This window comes from Alkaliphilus crotonatoxidans (genome assembly GCF_054658015.1).
On sequence record NZ_BAAHXS010000003.1, the window covers coordinates 1 to 26,055 of the forward strand.

A 26,055-nucleotide genomic window follows, 5' to 3' on the forward strand; every position below is an offset into this window, starting at 1 on the left:
TAAATCCAGTCGTACATCAAAGCCCGTTACCAATAGACCCTCAGGTAAAAAATAACAGCCCAGTAGTCCCTTTGAAAGCCTGAGCCATAACCAGAGGGCTGTCATTGCAATGATAAAAAAAATCAGCTTGATGGCAATGATTTCATTGACGTAAGGGCGACGGAATAATGGTAAAATATATATAATTAATGGTACAATATAATAGATAGCCTGGTCAGAAATAGAAAATCCCTTAAGGGGTAGAAAAAGTATGGAATTTAACCTTCGATAACGCCTTAGCGAAAGGAATTTCAAAAGGCCTTGAAGGGTGCCAAGAAAAACCAGGCAAAGGATTAAAACTATACCAGCCACCAATTCATTAATGACTGATGGAGAGACAATCCCCTGGAGCAAACCCTGGAATAACAAATACACGAGCTTATAAATAAGGGGATAAACCCAAAATAAAACCAGTGAAGATAAAAGAAATTGTAGGGTGCGGTGGGTACTAGACATAGGAACCTCCTCAAATCTATCATTTATATTTTTATGCTATTGTATCGAATTAATAAAAAAACATCAATAGAAATTCCAAGGAGGAATTAGGCTTTGTTTGATTTAAAGGAACAGTTAAAAATACTGCCAGATCGACCTGGCGTTTATTTAATGAAAAATATAGAGCAGGAAATTATCTATGTAGGGAAGGCCATTTCCTTAAAAAATCGAGTAAGACAGTATTTTCAATCCTCAAGGAATCAGCCTCCCAAGGTAAGGGCTATGGTGGCCCATATTACTTCCTTTGAGTATATTGTCACCGACAGCGAGCTGGAGGCACTGATTTTAGAATGTAATTTAATTAAAAAGCACCGTCCTAAATATAATGTTCTATTACGCGATGATAAAACCTACCCTTATATAAAGGTCACCCTGGGGGAAAGCTATCCCCGAATTATTAAAACCCGCCGGGTTGTAAAGGATAAAAGCAAGTATTTTGGACCCTATACCAATGTGGGGGCCCTTAATGAGACCATCAACATTATTCATCAGCTTTATCCCATCAGAAGCTGCAACAAAAACATCGAAAAAATGATTGAACGGGGAGAAAGGCCCTGCCTTAATTATCATATCAAAAAATGTATGGGTCCATGCAGGGGGCCTGAAGGAAAAGAAGAATATAATCAAATGATACAGGAAATCATCATGATTTTGAATGGCAAGGAAGCTGAATTAATTAAGAAAATTCAGGAGAAAATGAAGGAAGCATCAGCCAATATGAATTTCGAGGAGGCGGCCCGGTATCGCAACCAGCTATGGGCCCTGGAAAGCACCCTGGAAAAACAAAAAATAGTGACCGATCAGCGGGTAGATCAGGACGTCATCGCCCTGGCCGAGGCAGATCATTATTTTCTGGTCATTGTATTTTTTATCCGGGAAGGTAAGTTGATTCATCAAGAAAAATTCACCATAGACCGAAACGAAGAGGAAACAAGGGAAGAGGCCCTGACGGCCTTTGTGAAGCAGTATTATGGCGAAAATACCCATGTGCCAAAGGAAATTCTACTGGAGCATCAGCTGGAGGAGGCCCCTGTATTAGAGCAATGGCTTTCCGGTAAAAGGGGCAGTAAGGTTGAATTAAAGGTACCGGTTCGGGGGGATAAAAGGAGACTACTGGAAATGGTTCAAAAAAATGCCCAAACGGTTCTTAATCAAACCGAAACGATTCAACGGGCCAAACCCCAGGAAAGAACTGAGGAGCTGAAGGAATTGCAGGCCCTGCTGAATTTAGAGGAATTTCCTAATCGGATTGAATCCTATGATATTTCCAATATCCAGGGTCTACAGTCGGTGGGCTCGATGATTGTCTTTGAAGGGGGGAAGCCCAACAATAAAAGCTATCGTCGGTTTAAAATTAAAACAGTTACAGGCCCCGACGACTACGGCAGTTTGGAAGAAATCTTAACAAGGCGCTTTACAAGGGGAATCAGGGAAACCCAGGAGATTATAGAAGGAGCCATGACATTACAGGAAGGAAAGTTTTCAATCTTTCCGGATTTAATCCTGGTAGATGGAGGCTTTGGTCAGGTTACCAGTGTGAAGAAGGCATTGGCAGCCCTTTCACTGGATATTCCCGTATGCGGTATGATTAAGGACGATAAGCATAAGACCCGGGGCCTGGCCTATGAGGGGCAGGAAATCATATTACCTAAAAATACTCCCCTCTTTCGCTTGATTTATAAAATTCAGGAGGAGGTACACCGATTTGCCCTATCCTATCATAAAACCCTGCGGAAAAAGGATATGCTCCAATCAGAGCTGGAAAATATCAAGGGAATTGGTGAAGCAAAGCGAAAGGCCTTGATGAAACACTTTAAAAATATAAAGGGAATTAAAGAGGCTTCAATTGAAGCCTTAATGGAGGTAAAGGGCATTACCCGGGCCCTAGCCGAAGACATTCAAGCCTACTTTAATGAAGAAAATCATCAAGACGGAAACAAAAAATAAATAATCAAAATGTTCTGGGAGGTACTATGAAGTATATAACTGTGAAAGATCTAATTGAAGATTTACAGCTTGAGGAAATTAATCATCCTAGCACTGAAATACGCCATATTACCACGATGGAATTAAATCGCCCAGGGATTCAGCTGGCCGGCTTTTTCTACTATTTCGCCTATGAGCGAATACAAATCATTGGCAAGGTAGAGCACTGCTATTTAAGTACCCTCTACCCCGATATCCGGCAGCAGCGATTCAATAAGCTCCTTTCCTACGATATACCCTGTGTAATTATCAGCAGAAATTTGGAGATTTATGATGAATTGCTGGTGGCGGCGGAAAAATACCAGCGAAAGATCTTAAGAAGCGGGCTGAACACAACCAAGCTAACCAATAAACTGGTAAACTATTTAGAAGATAAGCTGGCTCCCACCATCACCCTCCATGGCGTATTGATGGATATTTACGGAGTAGGGGTTCTGATAACTGGAAAAAGTGGGATTGGAAAAAGTGAGACGGCCGTTGAGCTGATCAAACGAGGGCATCTATTGGTGGCCGATGATTCTGTTGAAATAAAAGGTATTGGTAATGACCTGTTGATGGGGGGAGCCCCAGAGCTGATTCGCCATATGATTGAGGTTCGGGGAATTGGTATTATGGATATTAAAAGCCTCTTTGGGGTGGGGGCCATCAAGGAGCAGACCCAGATAAACCTGGTCATCAGTCTGGAGGAATGGGACCCGAATAAAAGCTACGATCGCCTGGGATTAGATGATTCCTATCGGGAGATATTGGGAGTGAAGGTCAATGAGGTGGTGATTCCAGTTAAGCCGGCCAGAAATGTGGCCCTTTTAATTGAGGTGGCTGCACGAAATTACAGGCAAAAGGAAATGGGCTATCATGCCGCCAAGGAATTCAATGAAAGGTTAATGAACCACCTTTCTGATCGAGGCTAAGACCCGTAGCCTTACCAAGATTACATGAATAAGGGGGAAACAGAAATGAAATTAATTGGAATTGATTTGGGCGGAACGGAAATTAAAGGTGGCATTTTTGACTGGGATGGTGGACTATTATTAAAAAAGAGCGTTAAAACCCCGGTGAAGGAAGGCGAGAGGGGGGTGGCCAAGGCTATTCAACAGTTAATCAATGAAATGGTTAATGAGTCAAAAAGCAGCTATCAAGAGGTAAAGGGAGTTGGTGTGGGAATCCCTGGCCCCTGTGACCCCAATGGCCTTGTCTATACGGCTGTTAATCTGTACTGGCAGGAGGTACCTTTGGGGGAGATGTTAAGGGATATGCTGGGACTGCCGGTCTTTATTGAAAATGATGCAACGGTTGCAGGCATTGCCGAAGCCGCCAAGGGTGCCCTGCGGGGGGCTGAAAATGGTGTGTTAATTACCGTGGGTACGGGAATTGGCGGCGGGTTAATTATTAATCGTCAGGCCTATAGCGGCAGTCATGGAATTGGCAGTGAGCTTGGCCATATGATCGTAGGGGAGGCAGACTATGACTGTAATTGCGGCAGTAATGGATGTCTTGAAACCTTTGCCTCAGCCACGGCCCTCATCAAATATGCACAGAAGCTGATAAACGAAGGGAATAAAAGCAGCTTAATGGATAGAATTAACGGTGACCTGGATCAGCTGTCAGCAAAATACATATTTGAAGAGGCTAAACTGGGTGATGAAGTAGCAAGTAGGGCCGTCAGCCGTCTTGTAAAGTATCTCTCTATCGGCATAGGGAATTTAATTACCCTCCTCGACCCAGAGGTTGTGGCCATTGGAGGCGGTGTTTCTAAGGCGGGGGCAGATCTAATTAACCGATTAAATGAGGAAGTAGATAAATATATATTCTTTAAAAGGAAAAAACGCTTTGCTAAAATTGTAGTGGCAGAAATGGAGAATGATGCCGGTATCGTGGGAGGCGCTATGCTGGCCAGGGAAAGAATGAATCGGGAATAAAAAGTCAAATATACAAGGTAATTTTTGCTAAGGGGAGCCTGTCAGGGCTCCCCTTAGACTAGCATTAGATACTTACAAATTGGCTGAAATCCTATATTGGCTAAAGAAAATGAAGTAAGTTTGTTAATAAATATTAATGGGTATGTTGATATTTTATTAACAAAACCTATTGAATTCAATGGCTATATTCTATATAATATTGATGTAGTAAGATGACAGTCCTTTGACGGTTTGAGTAGTAAAATGACGAATAAAAAACGCCACCATGCTCAAAAGCCGTCTATTTTTGTCTCGAAAAGTTAAAAAATTAACAAGTGATTAATTTGAGGAGGAGGTTGATGAAAAAAAATCATTAAATATCTCTGATAAAGGGGCCTTTGGGGGTTTTAAATAATAAAAAATATTAATAGATATAATTTATAAAAATAATTCTGAAAAATCAAGGAATTTATAATTATTTATCGAATTAATGCTTAGATATCGTTTTCATTTATTAAGCTCGACCCAATTGAAACAAGTTTCTGTTAAAACTTTGTTGGGCGAATTAAACAAGGAGGGAGTTTATGGCAAAGAACATCTTTACCGAAGAAAATTTTCAAAGATTGGAGGAATCGATTGAGCTTAATCGTAACAAAAGGGGCGCTCTGATGCCGGTATTACATGAAGCCCAAAAAATATTTGGCTGTATTCCCCTTAATGTACAGAAAAAAGTGTCAGAGGGTTTAAAAATTCCCTTAAGTGAAATCTATGGGGTCGTAACCTTCTACTCTCAGTTTACATTGGAGCCCAGGGGCGAATATGTTATTGGCGTCTGTCTGGGAACCGCCTGCTATGTTAAAAATGCCCAGCCAATTATTAATAAGGTCAGTGAGCTGACCGGGGCAAAGGTGGGAGCAACTTCACCCGATGGTAAATTTTCATTAGAAGCCACCCGATGTATTGGTGCCTGTGGTTTGGCGCCGGTGCTAACCGTTAACGAAGACGTATACGGTAGACTAGTGGTGGCCGATATCCCTGATATTATTAATAAATATTAGAGAAGGAAGGGGGCAATGCAATGAAGTCAATTCAGGATTTAGAAAAGATTCGCCAGGAGGCATTGGAAAAGGTAAATATCCGTAAAGATAGAAAGGGAACAAGAATTGTGGTGGGAATGGCAACCTGTGGAATTTCCGCTGGAGCAAGGCCCGTATTAATGGCCCTGGTCGAGGAAGCGAAAAGGAGAAATCTTGACGAGGTGGTCATTACCCAAACCGGATGTATAGGGGTTTGTCGTCTTGAGCCCATTGTAGAGGTATATAAGGAAGGAGAAGACAAGACTACCTATGTAGAAATGACCGAAGAAAAAGCCAGAAGAATCATTGCAGAGCATATTGTCAACGGTAGAGTCATAGATGAATATACCATCGGAGCCTACGAGAAATAAGATGCATGTATTTGAATTTAACCAGAAGAAGGGGGTTTAATCAATGGAGCTATTCAGATCCCATGTCCTTGTATGTGGTGGTACGGGATGTACATCCTCAGGATGTCAAAAAATAATTGATAAGCTGGAGGAACAGCTTGAAGAAAAGCAGTTAGCCTCAGAAATAAAGGTGGTCAAAACCGGATGCTTTGGCCTATGTGAAGCAGGACCCATTGTCATTGTGTATCCCGAGGGGGCCTTTTATAGCCGTGTCAAGCCCGAGGATGTGGAAAGAATTGCAGAGGAGCATCTGTTAAAGGGAAGAATTGTAACAGATTTATTATATAAGGATGCCGTTAAGGAAGGGCAGATAAAAGCCATTGACCAGGTTGATTTTTACAAAAAGCAACAGCGTGTAGCCTTGAGAAATTGCGGTGTGATTAATCCTGAGGCCATTGACGAATATATTGCTTTTGATGGCTATAAGGCCCTGGCCAAGGTATTGACTGAAATGAAGCCCGAGGAAGTAATTGATGTCATTAAAAAATCAGGCCTGCGGGGACGGGGCGGCGGCGGCTTCCCTTCTGGCTTAAAGTGGGAATTTACAGCTAAAGCCCAGGGCAAGGGAAAATTTGTTGCCTGTAACGCCGATGAGGGTGACCCCGGTGCCTTTATGGATCGTTCCGTGCTGGAGGGTGACCCCCATGCAGTGGTGGAAGCCATGGCTATTGCTGGTTACGCAGTAGGTGCCTCCATGGGCTATGTCTACATCAGAGCAGAATACCCCATTGCAGTTCACCGCCTGCAGATTGCCATTGATCAGGCAAAGGAATATGGACTTCTTGGAAAAAATATATTTAATACAGGCTTTGACTTCGACTTAGAGATTCGTCTGGGGGCAGGGGCCTTCGTATGCGGCGAAGAAACCGCCCTGATCAATTCAATTGAAGGCCTTAGGGGAATGCCCAGGCCAAGACCGCCCTTCCCTGCCCACAAGGGGATTTGGAATAGACCCACCTTGTTAAACAATGTTGAAACCTATGCCAATGTACCCCAGATCATTTTAAAGGGAGCCGACTGGTTCGCTGGCATTGGAACTGAAAAGTCCAAGGGAACCAAGGTATTTGCCCTGGGAGGTAAAATCAACAATACAGGTCTGGTGGAAATCCCCATGGGAACCACCTTGAAGGAAGTAATCTATGAAATTGGCGGCGGTATACCCAGGGGCCGGGCCTTTAAGGCGGTTCAGACGGGTGGACCCTCCGGAGGCTGTATACCAGTGGACTATTTAGATACACCCATCGACTATGACAATTTAATTTCCCTTGGTTCCATGATGGGTTCCGGAGGAATGATTGTCATGGATGAGGATAACTGTATGGTGGATATCGCAAGATTTTTCCTTGATTTCACCGTAGATGAATCCTGCGGAAAGTGCCCGCCCTGTAGAATTGGAACGAAGCGAATGCTTGAAATTTTAGATAAGATCACAGAAGGCAAGGGAGAACCCCAGGATATTGACAACCTGGAGCGATTGGCAAAGAGTATTAAATCCTCCTCCCTGTGCGGACTAGGGCAAACCGCGCCTAATCCTGTACTGTCAACTTTAAAATATTTTAGACATGAATATGAAGCCCATATCCATGAAAAAAGATGCCCCGCCGGTGCGTGTCAATCCCTGTTGAGCTATAGTATTTTGGAAAACTGTAGAGGGTGCACCCTTTGCAAACAGATTTGTCCTGTTGGTGCCATTAAAGGGGAGCGAAAGGCCGTCCATGAAATTGATAAGGCTGTTTGTATAAAATGTGGGGCCTGTGTTGAAAAGTGCCCTGTAAAGGCCATTGTTAAAAAATAAAGCCCTAGGAATGTCGCCAAGAAAGGAGTGTTTTAAATGGAAATGGTAACAATCACCATCGATGGTGTTCAGGTAACAGTACCCCAAAATTATACAGTATTAGAGGCGGCCAAGGCTGCTGGAATCGATATACCCACCCTCTGCTTTTTAAAGGAAGTCAACGAAATTGGAGCCTGTAGAGTCTGTTTGGTGGAGGTGGAGGGAAGCCGTGGTCTTCAAGCCTCCTGTGTATTCCCTGTGGCCGACGGTATGGCTGTTAAAACCAATACCAGGCAGTTAAGGGATGCCAGAAAGGCTACCGTAGAGCTGATACTTTCCAATCATAACCGTGAATGCTTGACCTGTCAGCGAAATCGAAACTGTGAGCTTCAAACCCTGGCAGAAGAATTAAATATCACTGAAATCCCCTTTATAGGTGAAAAGACCCCTACTACAATAGATAATTTTTCAGAATCTGTTGTAAGGGACAGCAGTAAATGTATTCTTTGCGGTCGTTGTGTCAACACCTGTAAAAATGTACAGCGGGTAGGCATACTGGAATTTACCAACCGTGGATTTTCAACAGAGGTGGCCCCACCCTTTGGTATGAGCATGAAGGATACCCCCTGTATTCATTGTGGTCAATGTATCGTAGCCTGTCCGGTGGCCGCCCTCAGAGAAAAGGAAGATATTGATCGGGTATGGGATGCCATAGAGGACCCCGAGGTTCATGTGGTGGTTCAAACTGCCCCGGCCGTTCGGGCGGCCCTGGGTGAAGAATTTGGTCTGCCCATTGGAACAAGGGTAACGGGCAAAATGGTTTCGGCTTTGAAGCGACTGGGCTTTGATCAAGTTTTCGATACCAACTTTGCCGCCGACCTGACAATTGTTGAAGAAGGCCATGAATTGCTTCATCGATTGCAGCAGGGAGGAAAGCTGCCCTTGATTACCTCCTGTTCTCCAGGCTGGGTTAGGTTCTGTGAGCATTACTACCCAGAATTTATTGAAAACCTTTCAAGCTGCAAATCTCCCCACCAGATGATGGGAGCCATTGTAAAAAGCTATTATGCGGAAAAAAATCAGATAGATCCCGAAAAGATATTTGTCGTTTCAGTAATGCCCTGTGTGGCTAAAAAGTCTGAATCCGCCAGGCCAGAGCTGAGGGTGAAGGGATTAAGGGATGTAGATGCTGTCATCACCACCCGGGAGCTGGCAAAGATGATTAAGCAGGCTAGAATTGAATTCCTCAAGCTGGAGGACAGCGACTTTGATCCCGCCCTGGGAATCTATACTGGTGCAGGAGTAATCTTTGGAGCCACCGGCGGTGTGATGGAGGCGGCCCTTAGAACCGTAGCCGACATTTTAGAGGAAAAGGAGCTTGAATCCATTGAATATAATGGAGTGAGGGGAACCGAAGGCATTAAGGAGGCAGAAATTACCCTGGGGGGAGAAAAAATTAAAGTAGCTGTAGCCCACGGAACTGCCCAGGCCGCCAGATTGCTGGATATGATCAAGGCAGGAGAAAAGGAATATCATTTCATAGAAGTGATGGGCTGCAGCGGCGGCTGTGTAACAGGCGGAGGCCAGCCCCATGTACCTGCCAGGGTCAAGATGAATATGGATATTCGTGTTGAAAGAGCCAAGGCCCTTTATGAGGAAGATAAAATTTTAACCATCAGAAAGTCTCACGAAAATCCAATTATTAAAGAACTGTATGACAACTATCTGGAAAAGCCCAATAGCCATCGGGCCCATGAATTACTGCATACCCACTATACTGTCCGGGAAAAATACCCGACGGATGAAACGGAATATGAAGAAGAAGGCTGTTTAGCAACCTCATAGAGCCATTGAATCTGACCGGTGGATTTAATCCACCGGAAGGAAGGCCATAGGTCTGATTGCCAGGAAAGCCTGGTAAAAGGAAAAGGAGAACTGCTTTTAAAAGCTTCCCTGCCTATGGGAAGCTTTTTTTAATTTTTATAAAGGGGGAGCCAATGGTGGAAAAAAGGATTGGTGTAGTGGCCATTATTGTAGAGGATCGAAGGAATGCAGAGAATGTAAATCGGATTTTAAGCGAGTATGGAGAAATAATTGTGGGAAGAATGGGGGTCCCCTATCGGGAACGGGGAGTCAGTGTTCTGTCTGTCATCATTGACGGTTCCACCGATGAGGTGGGGGGATTAACAGGAAAGCTAGGAAGGTTGCAGGGCGTTACGGTAAAAAGTGCCTTAACCAAAAAATAAGAAAGCTCCAGGGAGGAATTAGAAATGAATACCCATGACATCATTAATGAAGAAAAAATCAATGGTCTAATGATCAGGGGCAAAAAATTTAATGCAGTTGATCTTAGGGAAATTATTGAAAGATCAAAGGATTGTCAGGGCCTATCGCTGGAGGAGGCAGCAGTCCTGTTGCAAATTGAAGACCCAGACCTGTTGGAAGAGCTCTATGGGGCTGCCAGGCATGTAAAAAATGAAATCTACGGCAAACGGATTGTGGTCTTTGCGCCCCTCTATACCAGTAACGAATGTACCAACAATTGCCTATATTGTGGATTTCGGGCGGCCAATAAAAGCCTTCAACGTAAAACCTTAACCCCCGGGGAGGCCGTAGCAGAAGCCAAAGCCATAGAGGGCCAGGGCCATAAGCGAATTCTAATGGTTTGTGGTGAAGACCCCAAGAAAACCAATATCAATCATATTACCGGTATATTAAATAGAATTTACCAGGAAACCGACATCAGAAGAATCAACGTCAATGCCGCCCCCCTGTCGGTTACAGATTTCAAAAAGTTAAAGGAGGCTGGAATTGGCACCTATCAAATATTTCAGGAAACCTATCATCGTGAAACCTATCGGCAAATGCATCCTACGGGTTCAAAGTCAAACTATGATTATCGATTGCTGGCCATTGACAGAGCCTTTGAAGCAGGTATTGATGATATAGGAATTGGGGCGCTATTGGGGCTATATCATTATCAGTTTGACGTATTAGCCACTTTATTCCACGCCAATTATATGGATCAAACCTATCATATCGGCCCCCATACCATATCAGTACCACGGCTTAGGCCTGCCCTGGATTCAGCCCTGAAAAAGGCTCCCTATGCTGTTTCAGATCAAGACCTTAAAAAAATCGTTGCCGTCTATCGTCTAGCCTTGCCTTATACCGGCATTATCCTTTCCACCCGGGAAACGCCTCAGCTTAGGGATGAGCTGTTAAGCCTGGGAGTATCACAGGTATCGGCAGGCTCCAAAACCAGCCCCGGAGGCTATGAACAGGAATATCAAAGGGCTTCTCAATTCGAGACGGCCGATGAAAGGAGCTTGAACCAGGTCTTACAGGTCATCTGTGGCCAGGGTCACCTGCCCAGCTTTTGTACCGCCTGCTATCGAACCAAACGAACAGGGGAGGCCTTTATGGAGCTGGCCAAGGATGCACACATCCATGAATTTTGTCAATCCAATGCCATTTTAACCCTACAGGAATATTTGTTGGATTATGCTGACGACGATACACTTCAGCAGGGCAAAGCATTAATTGAAAGGGAATTAGAGGAGATTGATGATGAAAAAATAAGGTGCCTGACAGAAGAAAAATTGGAAGCCATTCGATCAGGGAAACGGGATCTTTATTTCTAGTGGAGAATAATGGAGATGGATAAAATGAAGACTTCAGAAGAAAAGCAAATTATTGTCTGCGGCTCCAACAGTCAAATGCTGAAGGCAGAAGCACTACTAAGGCGGGCCCAAATCAGCACAGATCTGGTGCCTACCCCTAGTCATCTTGGCTCAATTTGCAGTACCTCCATCTTAATCGGTAAAAATGACAGTGCAGCTGTAGAAGACCATATAAGAGGAACCGATATCAGCTATCGAATTTATGATTATCAGACAAAAAAGCTGTCGGGTTTAATGAAGACCCTTATGAATCAAGGGGTCCGGCAAAGCTTTCTTAAAATCATGGAAAAGCTGGAGGCCGGGGAGGAATTATCAAAGGATGAAATTGTAAGACTTTTAGATACACAGTCGGAAAGGGAAGAAGAAGTGCTGCTTGCTGCTGCCGATCGAATGCGCCGGGAAATTGTCGGGGATCGGGTGGAAATCAGGGCTGCCATAGAATTTTCAAACTACTGTAAAAAGAATTGTCATTATTGTGGTATAAGAAAGTCCTGTGCAACCCCAAAACGATACAGAATGACAGCAGACGAAATACTGGCCCAGGTTCATGAAATCCATCAACTGGGGATTAAAACCGTCATATTACAATCAGGTGAAGATGATTATTACAATACAGAGCGGCTCATTGACCTGATACGGCGAATAAAACAAGAAACTGCCATGGCCATTACCTTGAGTATAGGAGAACGAAGCTATGAAGAATATAGAGCCCTGAAAAGGGCCGGGGCCAATAACTACCTGTTGAAGATAGAAACCACCAATCCAAAGGTTTTTAAGAGTTTGCACCCAGATGATGATCTAAAGGAGAGAATGGAATGTACTCGATGGTTGAAGGAGCTGGGCTATGTTACGGCCTCGGGGAATATGGTGGGCTTACCGGGGCAAAGCCTGGAGGATATTGCCCAGGACATTATATTTTTTAAAGAAATGGGAATTCATATGATCGGTATTGGCCCCTTTGTACCCGCCAAGGGGACCCCCCTGGAGCAGGCCGAAACAGGCAATATAGACCTGACCCTCCGAACAGTGGCAGTGACCCGGCTGGTTTGCAAAAATGTTTATTTGCCAGCCACCACAGCCCTGGCCTCGGCTGACCCAGAGGGGCAGGTAAAGGCCCTGAAGGCAGGGGCCAATACCATTATGTTGATTTCAACTCCCTTAAAATATAGGGAGAGCTACCAGCTCTACAGCAATAAAAATATGATTAATATTCAATCGGCCATAGACGCAGTGAAGGGGGCCGGCAGACTCCTTCCTAAATATTTGAAATGGAGGAATGAACAATGAACCAAACCCCCAGGGCAAATAGGCTGCATATTGCCATATTTGGCAAACGAAATGTGGGAAAATCAAGCCTGATAAATGCCTTAACGGATCAGGAAATTGCCATTGTATCAGAGGTGGCAGGAACCACCACCGACCCGGTATACAAGTCCATGGAGCTTTTACCCATAGGCCCGGTATTAATTATTGATACCGCAGGAATTGATGACATAGGGGATTTAGGGGCACTACGAATTGAAAAGACAAGGTCAGTATTAAATAAAACCGATGTGGCCTTGCTGGTAGTCCATTGGGAAAGGGGGATTCAGCAGGAGGAAAAGCAGCTAATAGAGATGCTTAAGGTCAGGAATATTCCCCTATTGGTGGTAATTAACCAGATAGATACCAGCCCAAAGGATTATCAGCCCAATTTCCATCAAGAACTGCCTACAGTGGCTGTCAGTGCCAAAACCAAAGCAGGAATCCATCAATTAAAGGAGAAGATTATTGAAATTGCCCCCCGGGAGCAGGAACAGAATTTAGTAGATGGATTAGTGGAGCCAGGGGACCATGTGCTGCTGATTACCCCTATTGACTCGGCGGCTCCCAAGGGAAGAATGATCCTACCCCAGGTTCAGGCCATCCGGGCCATATTGGATAAAGGGGCCTATATGACCATCTGTAAGGAAACAGAGCTGGCCCAGGTGGTAAGGGAATTAAAATCTCCCATTAGTCTGGCCATAACAGACTCCCAGGCCTTTCAGCAGGTTTCTGAAACTTTACCCATGGAAATTCCCCTAACCTCCTTTTCCATTCTATATGCCAGACAAAAAGGAGATATTAGAGAGCTGGTAAAGGGGGTCGAAGGCTTAAAAATGCTGAAGCCCCAGGATAAGGTCTTAATTGTGGAGGGCTGTACCCATCACCAGCAGAAGGACGATATTGGTACCGTAAAGATTCCCCGGTGGCTGAAAAATATGGCAGGGGGAGAGCTGCAATTCCACTGGCTAAAGGGAAGTGCCTTCCAAGAGGATTTAAGGGACTATCAATTGGTGGTTCATTGCGGTTCCTGTATGCACAATCGGAAGGAAATGCTTTATCGAATCAACTGTGCAAAGACTTCGGGGGTGCCAATGGTCAATTATGGTATATTAATTGCCTATGTGACAGGAATTCTGGATCGTGCCATAGCCCCTCTCATGAAGAACTAGAGACAAACCGATTAATATTAGCACAAACCTTCAATCAATGAAGGGGCGTGCTTTTTTTGTGAAAAGAAATTTCAAAAAAATTGTTAAATATAATTCAAATTTTTTTATTTATTCTTATGACAGTTCCTTGATAATAATTGATGATTAAATTTATTTATCGTAGAAAAAAGTGTAAATTGTCAAATAAATAAACAATTTAACTATTTTCTGAGTTGAATTTTGTATTATGTATACAGTATATAACCAATACAACCCTGATATATACAGTTAAATAATTAACAAATATAGATTTTTTTTGATTAGTTTGTGTCCGTTCTTATGCTATAATTAAAGATGTAAATATATAGAATTGCTAGTTATTTTTGATAATAGACTTCATTACTAGCAATATTTGAATCAAGTAAAGGAGGGACAATATGGCGAGAAACATCTTAACAGAAGAAAATTTTAAACAGCTGGAAGAGGTTATTCAGCTGAATCAGAACAAAAGAGGTGCCCTGATGCCTGTACTGCATGAGGCTCAGAAAATTTTTGGGTGTGTTCCCCTGGCGGTTCAGAAGCAGGTATCTGAGGGCTTAAAAATACCATTAAGCGAGATATATGGTGTGGTGACCTTCTATTCTCAATTTACCCTGGCGCCCAGAGGTGAATATGTCATTGGTGTATGTCTTGGTACGGCCTGCTATGTCAAAAATGCACAGCCAATTATTAATAAGGTCAGTGAGCTGACAGGAGCCAAAATTGGTGCCACTTCAGCAGACGGTAAATTTTCATTGGAAGCCACCCGCTGTATTGGTGCCTGTGGATTGGCCCCTGTATTAACAGTGAATGAGGATGTATATGGTAGATTGTCAGTTAATGATGTACCTGACATTCTAAAGAAGTACTAGGTAAGGGGGACTAAAAATGAAGTCGATTGAAGAATTGGAAAAAATCAGGCAAGAGGCACTGGAAAGGGTTCATATACGCAGAGATGGCAAAGGAACCAGAATTGTGGTGGGGATGGCTACCTGCGGTATTTCAGCAGGAGCCAGGCCTGTGCTGCTGGCCTTACTGGAGGAAGTAAAAAAAAGAAAGCTGGAGGATGTGGTGGTGACCCAAACAGGCTGCATCGGGGTTTGTCGTCTTGAGCCCATTGTAGAGGTCTACAGAGAGGGAGAGGGAAAAACAACCTATGTAGAAATGACACCGGAAAAAGCCATCAAGATAATTGTAGACCATATTGTCAATGGAAGGATCGTAGATGACTATACCATTGGAGCCAGCGAGAAATAATCAGCTTAAAATATTTTAAAGGGGGGTTAAATAATGGATTTATTCAGATCCCACGTGTTGGTGTGCGGTGGTACAGGCTGTACATCCTCAGGGTGTCAAAAAATTATAGATCAGCTCGATGAAGCATTGAAGGAGCATCAGCTGCAATCAGAGGTAAAGGTGGTTAAGACGGGCTGCTTTGGGTTATGTGAAGCTGGGCCCATTGTTATTGTCTACCCGGAAGGAGCCTTTTACAGCCGGGTGAAGCCGGAGGATGTGGATAGAATTGCAGAAGAGCATTTACTAAAGGGCAGAATTGTAACTGAGCTGTTATATAAGGATGCTGTCAGGGATGGTCAGATCAAGGCCATAGATCAAGTAAATTTCTACAAAAAGCAACGGCGCATCGCCCTTCGGAATTGTGGTGTAATTAATCCTGAGTCAATAGAAGAATATATTGCCTTCGATGGCTATAGAGCCCTGGCCAAGGTGCTAACGGAAATGAGCCCCCAGGAGGTAGTAGAGGTTGTAAAGGAATCCGGACTAAGGGGCCGGGGCGGTGGAGGCTTTCCCACCGGCTTAAAATGGGAATTTACTGCCAAAGCTCAGGCCGATCAAAAATATGTGGCCTGTAATGCCGATGAGGGAGACCCAGGGGCCTTTATGGATCGTTCCGTATTGGAAGGAGACCCCCATGCCCTGGTGGAGGCCATGGCCATTGCAGGCTATGCCATCGGTGCCGACATGGGTTACGTTTATATTCGGGCAGAGTATCCAATTGCTGTTCATCGGCTTCAAATTGCCATTGATCAGGCTACGGAATATGGACTCTTGGGGAAAAACATATTTGGTACTGATTTTGAGTTTCACCTTGAAATTCGCCTGGGGGCTGGGGCCTTTGTATGTGGCGAAGAAACTGCCCTGATCAATTCTATTGAGGGAAAAAGGGGAATGCCAAGACCAAGACCGCCCTTCCCGGCCCATAAGGGTATTTGGAATCAGCCAACCCTTTTAAATAATGTTGAGACCTACGCCAATATACCCCAAATCATTCTAAAGGGGGCCCAATGGTTCGCCGATATTGGAACGGAAAAATCTAAAGGAACCAAGGTGTTTGCCCTGGGGGGCAAGATAAACAATACAGGCTTGGTTGAAATTCCAATGGGAACCACTTTGAAGGAGGTTATCTACGATATCGGAGGAGGGATTCCCAATGGAAAGGCCTTTAAGGCAGTTCAAACAGGAGGCCCTTCAGGGGGATGTATTCCGGCAGATCATTTGGATGTTCCCATTGACTACGATAACCTGATCAAGCTGGGTTCCATGATGGGCTCCGGTGGAATGATCGTTATGGATGAGGATAATTGCATGGTGGATATTGCCCGATTTTTCTTGGATTTTACCGTTGATGAATCCTGTGGAAAATGTACCCCATGCCGAGAGGGAACCAAAAGAATGCTTGAGCTTTTAGAGAAAATTACCGAGGGGAAGGGAGAATTGACCGATATCGATAAGCTGGAGTCCCTGGCCAAGGGCATTAAAGCAGCTTCTCTCTGTGGTTTAGGCCAAACAGCACCAAACCCAGTCCTTTCAACCCTTCGCTACTTCAGACATGAATACGAGGCCCATGTCAAGGAAAAAAGATGTCCTGCGGGGGTATGTCAGGCCCTTTTACAATATCGGGTCATTTCAGAGGAATGTAAAAAATGCGGTATTTGTGCTGGTAAGTGTCCCGTTGGCTGTATTGAAGGTGTAAAGGGCAAAGAGGTCTATTTCATCAAACAAGAGGACTGTGTTAAATGCGGTGCCTGTATGGCGGCCTGTCCCTTTAAAGCCATTTCCAAGGGCTAAAGGTTCCGGTTAGTAAATCGATCAGAAGGAGGATAAAGGATGATCACCTTAAAAATAAATGGACTTGAAGTACAGGTACAGGAGGGTACAACCATACTTCAGGCGGCAGCAAAGCTGGGAATTAAAATTCCAACCTTTTGTCATGACCCGAGGCTGGTACCCCATGGTTCCTGTAGAATTTGTGTTGTTGAGGTGGAGGGAGGGCGAAATCTACCCACCGCCTGTACCACTCCTGTTCAAGCGGGAATGTCGGTCTGGACAGAAAGCGACAGTGTTGTTGAAGCGAGAAAAGAAATACTAGATTTACTGCTGGCCAATCATCCGCTGGATTGTTTAACCTGCCAAAAGGCCGGCCGATGTACTTTGCAGGATCTTTGCTATCAATATGATATTAAGGAAAGCTCCTATCGGGGAGAAGTGAAGGAATTTGAAATAGATGATTCAAATCCCTTCTATATCAGTGATCAAAATAAATGTATTCTCTGCGGAAAATGTGTTTATGTTTGCTCACAGCTTCAGGGAACCGACGCCATCGGCTTTGCCGAGCGGGGTTTTCCCACCCATATTGCTACACCCTTTGATAAAGGTCTGGCCCATTCCACCTGTGTATCTTGCGGTAACTGTGTTTCAGTTTGCCCTGTGGGGGCCCTGATGCCTAAAAGCAAGGAGAAGTTCAGATATTGGGAAACCAAAACCGTTAGAACCACCTGCTCCTATTGTGGTGTGGGCTGCCAAATGGATCTTTTTGTTAAGGAAAATCGTGTCGTGGCGGTGGAGCCCGCCATGGGCCCTTCCAACCAGGGACTGCTTTGCGTGAAGGGTAAATTTGCCTTTAATTTTATCAATCATCCAGAACGCTTAACCAAGCCCTTGATCAGAAGGGATGGCAAGCTGGTGGAGGCCACCTGGGAAGAGGCCTATGAAGTGATCGTCGGAAAAATTAATGAGGTTAAGGAGCAGTATGGCCCCAAGGCCATTGCCGGTTTCTCCTCCGCCAGGGTTACCAATGAAGAAAACTACCTGATGATGAAATTAATCAGAGGGGTTATCGGCAGTAATAATGTTGACCATTGTGCCAGACTATGCCACGCCTCCACCGTAGCGGGCCTGGCCACCACCCTGGGTAGCGGAGCCATGACGAACCCCATTCAAGACGTAATGAAGGCTGATGCCATATTTGTAACGGGCTCTAACACCACCGAAGCCCATCCCGTTATGGCCACCTTTATTAAACGTGCTGTTAAGGAAGGAAAAAAGCTGATTGTGGCTGATCCAAGGGAAATAGAATTGGCCCATTATGCCGATGTCTACTTAAAAATAAAGCCTGGTACCAGCGTAGCCCTTTCAAATGCCATGATTCATGTCATTTTGGAATCGGGACTGACAGATCAAGACTATATAAAAGAACACACAGAAGGCTTCGAGAATTTAAGAGAACTGGTAAAGGAATATACACCGGAGCGAGTAGCTAAGATCTGCGAGGTTAGTGAAACGGATATTCTAAGGGCGGCAAAAATTTATGGTGAAGCTCAGCGGGCCAGCATTATCTACTCCATGGGAATTACCCAGCATATTAACGGTACCGATAATGTGATGAGCCTTTCTAACCTGGCATTAGTTACGGGGAACCTTGGGAAGGAAGGCGGCGGGGTAAACCCCTTGAGGGGGCAGAATAACGTACAGGGAGCCTGTGATATGGGGGCCTTGCCCAATGTCTTTACCGGGTATCAGCAGGTAAGCAATCCGGCCACCATAGAAAAATTTGAGGCCGCCTGGGGCACAAAGCTGTCTGACGAGGTGGGGTTAACGGTGACTGAGGCCATTCCTGCGGCTGAAAGGGGCGACATTAAGCTGCTTTATATTATGGGGGAAAACCCAATGGTTTCAGACCCTGACACAAAGCATGTACAAAAAGGGCTTGAAAAGGCATTTTTAATTGTACAAGACATTTTCCTAACCGAGACGGCTGCCCTGGCCGATGTCGTGTTACCGGCGTCAACCTTTGCAGAAAAGGATGGAACCTTTACCAACACTGAAAGACGGGTACAGAGAATCCGTAGGGCTGTTGAATCTCCGGGGGAAGCCAAGGCCGATTGGGTGATCCTGATGGAGCTGATGAATTTACTGGGCTATCGTAAAACATATCCCAATCCGGAAGCTATTTTCGACGAGATCAGGGCAGTGACCCCTCAGTATGCCGGTATTACCTACGATCGTATTGATCAGGCAGGAATTTCGTGGCCCTGCCCCACTGAGGATCACCCCGGTACACCCATTTTACATGTGGGTAAGCCTGCCAGGGGAACAGCTATCCTAAAACCTGTTGAATGGATAGAATCCGTTGAACTGGGTGACGAGGCTTATCCCTACGTGCTGACCACCGGTAGAATACTGTATCAATACCATACCCGAACCATGTCAGACAAAACCAGGGGGGTACACCAAATTGCCCCAGAGGCCTATGTAGAAATTCATCCTGCCCTGGCAAAGGAGAAGGCCATTGACGATGGAGATTGGGTAGCGGTATCTTCTAAACGAGGTACCATTACCATAAAGGCCAAGGTAACGGATAAGGTGGCCCGTGGAGTCGTCTTTATCCCCTTCCACTGGGCCAATGGTGCCAATGTTTTAACCAATGGAGAGGTGCTGGATCAATACTGTAAAATACCTGGGTTAAAGGTTACCGGTGTTAAAATAGAAAAATTAGCATAAATTTGGTTTTAACCAGCATCCCAGGGGACATGGCCTTTGATATTCATAAATTCGTTTTAATTAGACAAAATTCGTGATATAATTAAAAATAGTTAAATTAAAAACAATATTATTTCCGAGCTATTCTTTCTAAGGTAGACACTATGAAAAATAGCCCATGGGTATAGAAAGAAATTTTTATGCCTCCCTTTTTGGAAAGGAAATAAGCTGGTGTATGATCTTATTGAGCCAGTCCTTCCTTGAAGGACTGGCTTTTGATCAATTAATGTAAGGCTTATTCATTTTATTAATGGGGTGAGGTAATGCAGGATATTTATCAACGAAAAATTAATTATATGAGAATTTCCATTACTGACTTGTGCAACCTGCGCTGTCAATACTGTATGCCCGAGACGGGAATTCCCAAAAAGCATCACCGGCAAATGATGACCTTTGAAGAAATTGTTGCGGTGGTCAGGGCTGGGGCCAAGCTTGGTATTAATAAAATCAGACTGACCGGTGGTGAGCCGTTGGTAAAAAGAGATATTGTTAAGCTAATTTCAGAAATTGCCAGTATCGACGGAATTCAAGATGTGGCTTTGACCACCAATGGTTTACTTTTGAAGGATATGGCCCATGACCTGAAGGCGGCGGGATTAAAACGTTTGAATATTAGTATTGACTCCTTAAAGCCCAAAAGATACCATGAAATTACCAGGGGCGGAGATTTACACCGGGTGATGGATGGGATACAAGAGACCCTGAGGCTGGGACTAACCCCTGTCAAGCTTAATGTTGTGGCCATTGGCGGTATCAACGAGGATGAAATAGATGATTTTGCTCGCTTGACCCTTCAAGACCCCATTGACGTCAGGTTTATTGAGCTGATGCCCATGGGGGAAGCCAGTCAATGGGCCCAGGAACGTTTTTTATCCAATGAAGAAATTAAAAGTAGAATTCATGGTTTAATCCCCTTAGAAAAAGACAGTTCAGGACCTGCCATCTATTATCAGCTTCCCGAAGGAAAGGGAAGAATTGGCTTCATAAACCCCATTAGTGCTCACTTTTGCGGCAGCTGCAATCGTATTCGATTAACCAGCGACGGAAAGCTGAAGCCCTGTCTCCATAGCAATCGTGAGATAGACATTAGGGAAGCCCTAAAAAATACCCATCATTCCCTTGAAGAAGTGATAGAGAGCGCCATTTTAGCGAAGCCTGAAAGACATCATCTGTACACCCAGGAGCAGGAAATCAGCCTTCGTAATATGTTTGAAATAGGGGGCTGATGCACTTGAGGGTAGAGAAGATATTCATAAAGGGAGCCCATGGGCTGGAGGCCAAAGGAGAAACAGAGATCAATGCTTGTCTATTCCAGGGAAAGGTAGCCCATCGTCAAGTGAGTCTGATGGGAGCAGATTCCTTTAAAAGGCTGAAGGATGACGGCCTAAAGGGCTTTTGTCACCTGAGGTTTTTTCCCAATTTTGTATTGTTTGGCCTTGAAATAGGACAGGTTGAAATAGGGCAGCAATACCGCCTGGGAAACGCTATTATCGAGGTTAGTGAAGTGGAAAAGGAATGTCATAGCCATTGCCCCGCCTTTCGTGATGGGTATTCCTGCGGCTTAAACCGGGAGATGTTTTTTGCGGTCATTGTTCAGTCGGGCAAGGCGGCCCTGGGAAGCAAATTTCAAATAATTGAATAGGTCAATTTTGTGTGAACCCCCCTCTGAAGATGGGGGTCTATTTATTTTTATTTCCCCCACATCCCAATGAATAAAGGTTTTTTAAAGGGAATACATTAGAGAAGGGGGGATGCTATAGTATGAAGAAAAAAAAGCGTAAACTCAGAATAAGGCCCATTTTGTCGATGATCCTTACCGTCTTTATTGTAATGGGGCCTTACTATTTTCTGGCACATCGGCCCAATCTTATAGATCAGTCAAACTCCCCTGAGGAAGGTCCGCAATGGACAGGTATTATCAGTTTTTGGGATTATCCACGATTAGATCAAAAAACAGGCAGCAGCTATGGATGGATTAGTGAAAAAATAAGGGCCTTTGAAAAGGCCCATCCAGGGGTCTATATAGATTTTAACGGACTCACCTGGGATAAGGGCCCGGAAAAGCTGGAGGCAGCCCTCGAAAGCAATCATATGCCGGATATTTTACCTGTGGGAAGCGATTATCGCCTGATGAATCAGGAAATTTTACAGCCCCTTGAACCCTTTTTAACGGTGGAGGAAATCAGGAGCTTTGATGAGAAGGCCCTCAGGGCCGTCACCTATGACGGAAAGATTTGGGCAATGCCCTGGATGATGACCACCTATGGGATGGTGTTAAATGCTGATTTGTTCCAGCAGCGGGGGGTGGAACTTCCCCAGGATGGCAGCTGGACCTATGATGAATTTGTTGAAAAGCTGAAGGAATTAACCTATGATTCCAAGGGAAAGGGTACCCTTGATCATTTTGGAATAAACAGTTTTATTCAGGCAGATTATTATAACCTTTGGGGAATCATATTAAGTGAAGGGGCAGAAATATTTAATCAACAAATGGAATATGTATTCAATGATGAACGGGCCCTGGCGGGAGTTCAAAAATTGATTGATCTTAAGGAAAAATACCAGGTGACCCATCCTAATTTTGGCGTAAACAATTCCAATCAAGCCTGGACCACCTTTTATCAGGATAAGAACATAGCTGTTATTCCTACAGGAACCTGGTCCATTAATGTATTGGAAAATCTAAAGAATGAAGGAAAGGGCTTTAACTATAGCGTTGCATCCTACCCCACAGGAAGCTTGGGTCAGCCTGTGGTTATGGGGAACATGGTAGGCTCCTATGGTGTGACCCTTCAGGATGACCCTGAAAAGCTAAGGCTATGCATTGAATTTCTACAATTTTTGGTAAAGGATGAATACCAGAGCCAATTAGACCGATTAGGGGTGTTTCCGGTGAAAAAGCACATTGGTAATATTTATGAGGGAGACCCCCATATGGCTGCTTTTTACGAAAATTTGCAGCATACCATTATATTGCCGCCCCATCCTAAATGGCGCCAGATTGATGAGATTTTACAGCAGGAAATTTTAAAGGGCCTCAAGGGAGAGAAAAGTCCTGCTCAATTGTTAAAGGATGCCGAGGTTCAAATCAGACAGCTTTTGGTTCAGTATCCATAGGACCAATGTAATTGACCGGAAATACAAAAAAAGATATACTGAAAATAAAATACTAAAGACCATTCAATTGATAGCTTAGGAGTGAATTAAATGGATAAATATAAATTGCAGGAATTATTTACAGAATTTATGCCCCAGGATTCAGTTCGGATAGATGAACCCATGAAGAAGCATACCTCCTTTAAAATTGGGGGCCCGGCGGATCTTTTATTGCTGCCCCGGGGAGAAGAAGACCTGGTGAAAATTTTAAAAATAATAAAGGATCAAGATGCCCCCTTCTTTGTCATGGGAAATGGCAGCAACCTTTTGGTAAAGGATAAGGGGCTTCGACAGGTGGTTATTAAAATTGCCGATAATTATAAAGAAATTAAAATAGAAGGAACCACCATTGTTGCCCAGGCAGGTATACTGCTTTCCACATTAGCCAAGAAGGCCCTGGCAGCAGACCTGGGAGGATTGGAATTTGCCAGTGGCATACCGGGCACTCTGGGGGGGGCTGTGGCCATGAATGCAGGGGCCTATGGAGGTGAAATGAAGGATGTTGTAAAGGGCTGCCGTGTCCTCGACCAGGAGGGAAATCTGCTTTACCTTCCCAAAGATCAATTGGAATTAGGCTATCGAACCAGTATCATTCAAAAAAATCATTATATTGCCCTTTCTGTAGAGCTGGATCTGTATCAAGGGCATTATGAGGAAATTAAAGAACGGATGGATCAATTGACAATACAGCGAACCACAAAGCAGCCCCTTCATCTGCCCAGTGCAGGCAGCGTCTTTAAGCGGCCTCCGGGCTACTTTGCAGGAAAGCTTGTGGAGGATTGTGGTCTAAAGGGAACACAAATCGGAGGGGCCCAGGTTTCAACCCTCCATAGTGGATTCATCGTGAATGTGGGAAATGCCACTGCAGCCGATGTCTTAGCACTAATTGAATTGATTCAAAAAGAGGTGAAATCTCGCTTTGATGTGACCCTGGAGACGGAAGTGAAAATTATTGGTGAGGCGTGAATACAGCAGGATAAAAAGGAGCTTTTAATATGAGATTTGTTATTATTACCGGCCTCTCGGGGGCAGGAAAAAGTCAGGCAGTAAAATATATGGAGGACTTTGGCTACTTTTGCGTTGACAATCTTCCTCCGGGTTTAATTCATAAATTTGTAGACCTTTGCCAGCAGACAAAGGGGAAAATTGATAAAATTGCCCTGGTAACCGATATTCGTGGGGGTATGTTCTTTGACGATTTATTTGCTAGCCTAGAGGAGCTGGAGGAATTGGGTTATCCCTATGAAATATTGTTTTTAGAGGCCAAGGACGAGGTACTGGTTAAGCGTTTCAAGGAAACCAGGCGGAACCATCCCTTGGCTGCCTCAGGTTCTATTCTCGAAGGGATTCAGCTTGAACGGGAAAAGCTGAAGGAGCTAAAAAAGAAGGCCACCCATATTGTCAACACCACCAAGCTGATTCCGGCTCAGCTCAGGGAAGAACTGAAGAATATCTATCTTGAGGGAAACGAAAGCAATAACTTGATTATTACAATCCTTTCCTTTGGCTTTAAGCACGGTATTCCCCTGGATGCCGACCTGGTTTTTGATGTTCGATTTCTTCCCAATCCCTATTATATAGAGGAAATAAGGGATTTCACAGGCAACGATCAGGTAATACGGGAGTATGTGATGAATTCCCCCGTCAGCGTAGCCTTTTCACAAAAACTCTTTGACATGGTAGATTTTTTAATTCCCCATTATATCAAAGAGGGGAAGAATCAGCTTGTCATAGCCATTGGCTGTACCGGCGGCAGACACCGTTCAGTGACCATTGCCAATGTCCTTAATGAACAATTAAAGGAGAAGTGCTACCGGGTCATCATGAATCATCGGGACACAGCCCTTAAGGAAAGGAAAAGGGAGTAGCTATGAAAATATCCGATTGGCTTAAACCCGGTTTACAAATAAAGCGCTGGTTTTTGATAGGGCTTTTAGGTATGCTTCTTGTGGCCATCGCCCTTTCTTATCCATTACATCTTGCGTTTTCAATATTTCCATCCATCGTTAAGGTACTGCTGGGTATTTTGGGCCTTGGCCTAATTGTCTTTGCCTTAAAAAGCGGAATTAGCTCCCTGCTCAAGGTTTGTCATGACCAAAACGTGATGCAGGGAAGATTAGATCGGAATAAAATCAATAAGCTATTTTATGACAAGAGAATCTTAATCAGGGGGCCAAAAATTGTGGTAATTGGCGGAGGAACCGGCCTTTCGGTACTACTACGGGGCTTAAAGCTGGTTACCAGCAACATTACGGCCATTGTTACGGTGGCCGATGATGGCGGAGGCTCTGGCAAGCTTAGGGAAGATTTAGGAATGCTGCCTCCGGGAGACATAAGGAACTGTATTTTGGCCTTGGCTGAAATGGAGCCCACCATGGAAAAGCTGCTGCAATATCGTTTTGAAGAGGGAACCCTAAAGGGCCAAAGCTTTGGTAATTTACTAATTGCCTCAATGAACGGCATCAGCAGCAATTTTGAAGACGCCATTAAAAAGATCAGTGAGGTTTTGGCTGTAACGGGAAGTGTCTTGCCGGTCACCCTGGATGATGTTACCCTGTATGCCCGGTTAAAAAACGGTATGATTGTTAAGGGAGAATCCCAAATACCAGTTAAAAGCCTGGAGGAAGACAGCCCTATAGAAAAGGTGTTCATCAAGCCCCAGCAGCCCAGGGCCCTCCAGGAAGCCCTAGAGGCCATTGAAAATGCCGATGTGGTCATTTTGGGACCCGGGAGCCTTTATACCAGTATTATTCCCAACATATTAATTGAGGATATCCGGAAAAGCCTGGTGGAGACCACAGCCATGAAGGTTTATATTCCCAATATGATGACCCAGCCCGGTGAAACAGACGGCTATACAGTGAGTGACCACGTTGATGCACTGTTGGCCCATTGCCCCCAGCTAACCATAGACCATATTGTCATTAATCAGGGTAGAATTCCCCAAGAAATTAAAAATAAATACGATTTAGAGGGAGCCCATTTGATTTTAACCGAGAAGGATGAAATCAGGGACCTCAGGGAAAGAAAAATTAACGTAGTGGAGGAAAATCTGGTGGACATCAAAAAAGATTATGTCCGACATGATGCCAATCGGCTTTCCAAGCTGATCATCGATTTGGTGGAGCAGCATCGGCTTACCCCGGAAAAGAGTGGTTTATTGAATTTATTACAGCTTATGGGACTCAGCAGGGAGTAGCTTGCTGGG

General features: G+C 44.4%; 22 protein-coding genes and 1 riboswitch. Of the genes, 21 read left to right on the forward strand and 1 reads right to left on the reverse strand.

What is annotated here, in order from left to right; translation table 11 throughout:
- The coding region (locus tag ACYQ1I_RS01060; RefSeq protein WP_459761718.1) for a hypothetical protein at window positions 1-495 on the reverse strand (495 nt) is incomplete at its 3' end.
- Between the two features lie 93 nt (window positions 496-588).
- Between ACYQ1I_RS01060 and uvrC the strand changes: the two genes are divergently transcribed.
- From uvrC to ACYQ1I_RS01165, 21 genes are all read left to right on the forward strand, one after another.
- Window positions 589-2,481, forward strand: coding sequence for an excinuclease ABC subunit UvrC (gene uvrC, locus ACYQ1I_RS01065; RefSeq protein WP_459761719.1), 1,893 nt, complete (start codon window positions 589-591; stop codon window positions 2,479-2,481).
- A 26-nt stretch (window positions 2,482-2,507) separates the two neighbouring features.
- The gene (gene hprK / locus ACYQ1I_RS01070; protein ID WP_459761720.1) at window positions 2,508-3,431 is read left to right on the forward strand and encodes an HPr(Ser) kinase/phosphatase; all 924 of its coding nucleotides are present in this window, start codon (window positions 2,508-2,510) and stop codon (window positions 3,429-3,431) included.
- A gap of 45 nt (window positions 3,432-3,476) precedes the next feature.
- On the forward strand, window positions 3,477-4,439 hold the full coding sequence (locus ACYQ1I_RS01075) for an ROK family protein (protein WP_459761721.1): 963 nt from the start codon (window positions 3,477-3,479) through the stop codon (window positions 4,437-4,439).
- 563 nt (window positions 4,440-5,002) lie between these two features.
- Entirely contained in the window at window positions 5,003-5,476 is a 474-nt protein-coding gene (locus tag ACYQ1I_RS01080) for an NADH-quinone oxidoreductase subunit NuoE family protein (protein WP_459761722.1), read from the forward strand.
- A gap of 20 nt (window positions 5,477-5,496) precedes the next feature.
- Entirely contained in the window at window positions 5,497-5,865 is a 369-nt protein-coding gene (locus ACYQ1I_RS01085) for a (2Fe-2S) ferredoxin domain-containing protein (RefSeq protein WP_459761723.1), read from the forward strand.
- A 43-nt stretch (window positions 5,866-5,908) separates the two neighbouring features.
- A complete protein-coding gene (gene nuoF / locus ACYQ1I_RS01090) occupies window positions 5,909-7,699 on the forward strand; it encodes an NADH-quinone oxidoreductase subunit NuoF (RefSeq protein ID WP_459761724.1) in 1,791 nt (596 codons plus the stop codon).
- Between the two features lie 36 nt (window positions 7,700-7,735).
- Window positions 7,736-9,523, forward strand: coding sequence for an NADH-dependent [FeFe] hydrogenase, group A6 (locus tag ACYQ1I_RS01095; RefSeq protein WP_459761725.1), 1,788 nt, complete (start codon window positions 7,736-7,738; stop codon window positions 9,521-9,523).
- Between the two features lie 152 nt (window positions 9,524-9,675).
- Window positions 9,676-9,924 (forward strand): TM1266 family iron-only hydrogenase system putative regulator, encoded by a 249-nt coding sequence (locus ACYQ1I_RS01100; protein ID WP_459761726.1) that lies wholly within the window; start codon window positions 9,676-9,678, stop codon window positions 9,922-9,924.
- 24 nt (window positions 9,925-9,948) lie between these two features.
- Window positions 9,949-11,322: a [FeFe] hydrogenase H-cluster radical SAM maturase HydG gene (gene hydG / locus ACYQ1I_RS01105; RefSeq protein WP_459761727.1), complete on the forward strand. Its 1,374-nt coding sequence runs from the start codon at window positions 9,949-9,951 to the stop codon at window positions 11,320-11,322.
- A gap of 24 nt (window positions 11,323-11,346) precedes the next feature.
- Entirely contained in the window at window positions 11,347-12,648 is a 1,302-nt protein-coding gene (gene hydE / locus ACYQ1I_RS01110; RefSeq protein WP_459761728.1) for a [FeFe] hydrogenase H-cluster radical SAM maturase HydE, read from the forward strand.
- Window positions 12,645-13,835, forward strand: a complete 1,191-nt coding sequence (gene hydF / locus ACYQ1I_RS01115) for a [FeFe] hydrogenase H-cluster maturation GTPase HydF (RefSeq protein WP_459761729.1) — start codon at window positions 12,645-12,647, stop codon at window positions 13,833-13,835. Before hydE ends, hydF begins: the two co-directional genes overlap by 4 nt.
- 416 nt (window positions 13,836-14,251) lie before the next feature.
- Window positions 14,252-14,725 (forward strand): NADH-quinone oxidoreductase subunit NuoE family protein, encoded by a 474-nt coding sequence (locus ACYQ1I_RS01120; RefSeq protein WP_459761730.1) that lies wholly within the window; start codon window positions 14,252-14,254, stop codon window positions 14,723-14,725.
- 16 nt (window positions 14,726-14,741) lie between these two features.
- Complete coding sequence (locus ACYQ1I_RS01125) at window positions 14,742-15,110, forward strand: (2Fe-2S) ferredoxin domain-containing protein (protein ID WP_459761731.1); 369 nt, start codon at window positions 14,742-14,744, stop codon at window positions 15,108-15,110.
- A gap of 33 nt (window positions 15,111-15,143) precedes the next feature.
- Window positions 15,144-16,940 (forward strand): NADH-quinone oxidoreductase subunit NuoF, encoded by a 1,797-nt coding sequence (gene nuoF, locus ACYQ1I_RS01130; RefSeq protein WP_459761732.1) that lies wholly within the window; start codon window positions 15,144-15,146, stop codon window positions 16,938-16,940.
- A gap of 39 nt (window positions 16,941-16,979) precedes the next feature.
- A complete protein-coding gene (gene fdhF, locus ACYQ1I_RS01135) occupies window positions 16,980-19,652 on the forward strand; it encodes a formate dehydrogenase subunit alpha (protein ID WP_459761733.1) in 2,673 nt (890 codons plus the stop codon).
- 101 nt (window positions 19,653-19,753) lie between these two features.
- Window positions 19,754-19,870: riboswitch (molybdenum cofactor riboswitch) on the forward strand.
- An 84-nt stretch (window positions 19,871-19,954) separates the two neighbouring features.
- The gene (moaA, locus tag ACYQ1I_RS01140) at window positions 19,955-20,917 is read left to right on the forward strand and encodes a GTP 3',8-cyclase MoaA (RefSeq protein ID WP_459761734.1); all 963 of its coding nucleotides are present in this window, start codon (window positions 19,955-19,957) and stop codon (window positions 20,915-20,917) included.
- Window positions 20,918-20,922: 5 nt separating this feature from the next.
- Entirely contained in the window at window positions 20,923-21,333 is a 411-nt protein-coding gene (locus ACYQ1I_RS01145; RefSeq protein WP_459761735.1) for a hypothetical protein, read from the forward strand.
- Window positions 21,334-21,452: 119 nt separating this feature from the next.
- Window positions 21,453-22,808, forward strand: coding sequence for an ABC transporter substrate-binding protein (locus ACYQ1I_RS01150; protein WP_459761736.1), 1,356 nt, complete (start codon window positions 21,453-21,455; stop codon window positions 22,806-22,808).
- 90 nt (window positions 22,809-22,898) lie between these two features.
- Window positions 22,899-23,813, forward strand: coding sequence for a UDP-N-acetylmuramate dehydrogenase (murB, locus tag ACYQ1I_RS01155; protein ID WP_459761737.1), 915 nt, complete (start codon window positions 22,899-22,901; stop codon window positions 23,811-23,813).
- 29 nt (window positions 23,814-23,842) lie between these two features.
- Window positions 23,843-24,715 carry an RNase adapter RapZ gene (gene rapZ / locus ACYQ1I_RS01160; protein ID WP_459761738.1) on the forward strand — a complete coding sequence of 291 codons (873 nt, stop codon included), beginning with the start codon at window positions 23,843-23,845 and terminating at the stop codon, window positions 24,713-24,715.
- Window positions 24,716-24,717: 2 nt separating this feature from the next.
- Entirely contained in the window at window positions 24,718-26,046 is a 1,329-nt protein-coding gene (locus ACYQ1I_RS01165; RefSeq protein ID WP_459761739.1) for a gluconeogenesis factor YvcK family protein, read from the forward strand.
- Window positions 26,047-26,055: the final 9 nt, after the last annotated feature.

What these genes read in the sequence shown, in the direction of transcription:
- moaA (WP_459761734.1), top strand. Translation starts at nt 19,955, where the DNA reads ATGCAGGATATTTATCAACGAAAAATTAATTATATGAGAATTTCCATT.
- ACYQ1I_RS01165 (WP_459761739.1), top strand. Translation starts at nt 24,718, where the DNA reads ATGAAAATATCCGATTGGCTTAAACCCGGTTTACAAATAAAGCGCTGG.
- ACYQ1I_RS01075 (WP_459761721.1), top strand. Translation starts at nt 3,477, where the DNA reads ATGAAATTAATTGGAATTGATTTGGGCGGAACGGAAATTAAAGGTGGC.
- hydG (WP_459761727.1), top strand. Translation starts at nt 9,949, where the DNA reads ATGAATACCCATGACATCATTAATGAAGAAAAAATCAATGGTCTAATG.
- ACYQ1I_RS01150 (WP_459761736.1), top strand. Translation starts at nt 21,453, where the DNA reads ATGAAGAAAAAAAAGCGTAAACTCAGAATAAGGCCCATTTTGTCGATG.
- ACYQ1I_RS01100 (WP_459761726.1), top strand. Translation starts at nt 9,676, where the DNA reads ATGGTGGAAAAAAGGATTGGTGTAGTGGCCATTATTGTAGAGGATCGA.
- ACYQ1I_RS01085 (WP_459761723.1), top strand. Translation starts at nt 5,497, where the DNA reads ATGAAGTCAATTCAGGATTTAGAAAAGATTCGCCAGGAGGCATTGGAA.
- rapZ (WP_459761738.1), top strand. Translation starts at nt 23,843, where the DNA reads ATGAGATTTGTTATTATTACCGGCCTCTCGGGGGCAGGAAAAAGTCAG.
- ACYQ1I_RS01125 (WP_459761731.1), top strand. Translation starts at nt 14,742, where the DNA reads ATGAAGTCGATTGAAGAATTGGAAAAAATCAGGCAAGAGGCACTGGAA.
- hprK (WP_459761720.1), top strand. Translation starts at nt 2,508, where the DNA reads ATGAAGTATATAACTGTGAAAGATCTAATTGAAGATTTACAGCTTGAG.
- murB (WP_459761737.1), top strand. Translation starts at nt 22,899, where the DNA reads ATGGATAAATATAAATTGCAGGAATTATTTACAGAATTTATGCCCCAG.
- ACYQ1I_RS01120 (WP_459761730.1), top strand. Translation starts at nt 14,252, where the DNA reads ATGGCGAGAAACATCTTAACAGAAGAAAATTTTAAACAGCTGGAAGAG.
- hydF (WP_459761729.1), top strand. Translation starts at nt 12,645, where the DNA reads ATGAACCAAACCCCCAGGGCAAATAGGCTGCATATTGCCATATTTGGC.
- ACYQ1I_RS01080 (WP_459761722.1), top strand. Translation starts at nt 5,003, where the DNA reads ATGGCAAAGAACATCTTTACCGAAGAAAATTTTCAAAGATTGGAGGAA.
- nuoF (WP_459761724.1), top strand. Translation starts at nt 5,909, where the DNA reads ATGGAGCTATTCAGATCCCATGTCCTTGTATGTGGTGGTACGGGATGT.
- nuoF (WP_459761732.1), top strand. Translation starts at nt 15,144, where the DNA reads ATGGATTTATTCAGATCCCACGTGTTGGTGTGCGGTGGTACAGGCTGT.
- fdhF (WP_459761733.1), top strand. Translation starts at nt 16,980, where the DNA reads ATGATCACCTTAAAAATAAATGGACTTGAAGTACAGGTACAGGAGGGT.
- hydE (WP_459761728.1), top strand. Translation starts at nt 11,347, where the DNA reads ATGAAGACTTCAGAAGAAAAGCAAATTATTGTCTGCGGCTCCAACAGT.
- ACYQ1I_RS01095 (WP_459761725.1), top strand. Translation starts at nt 7,736, where the DNA reads ATGGAAATGGTAACAATCACCATCGATGGTGTTCAGGTAACAGTACCC.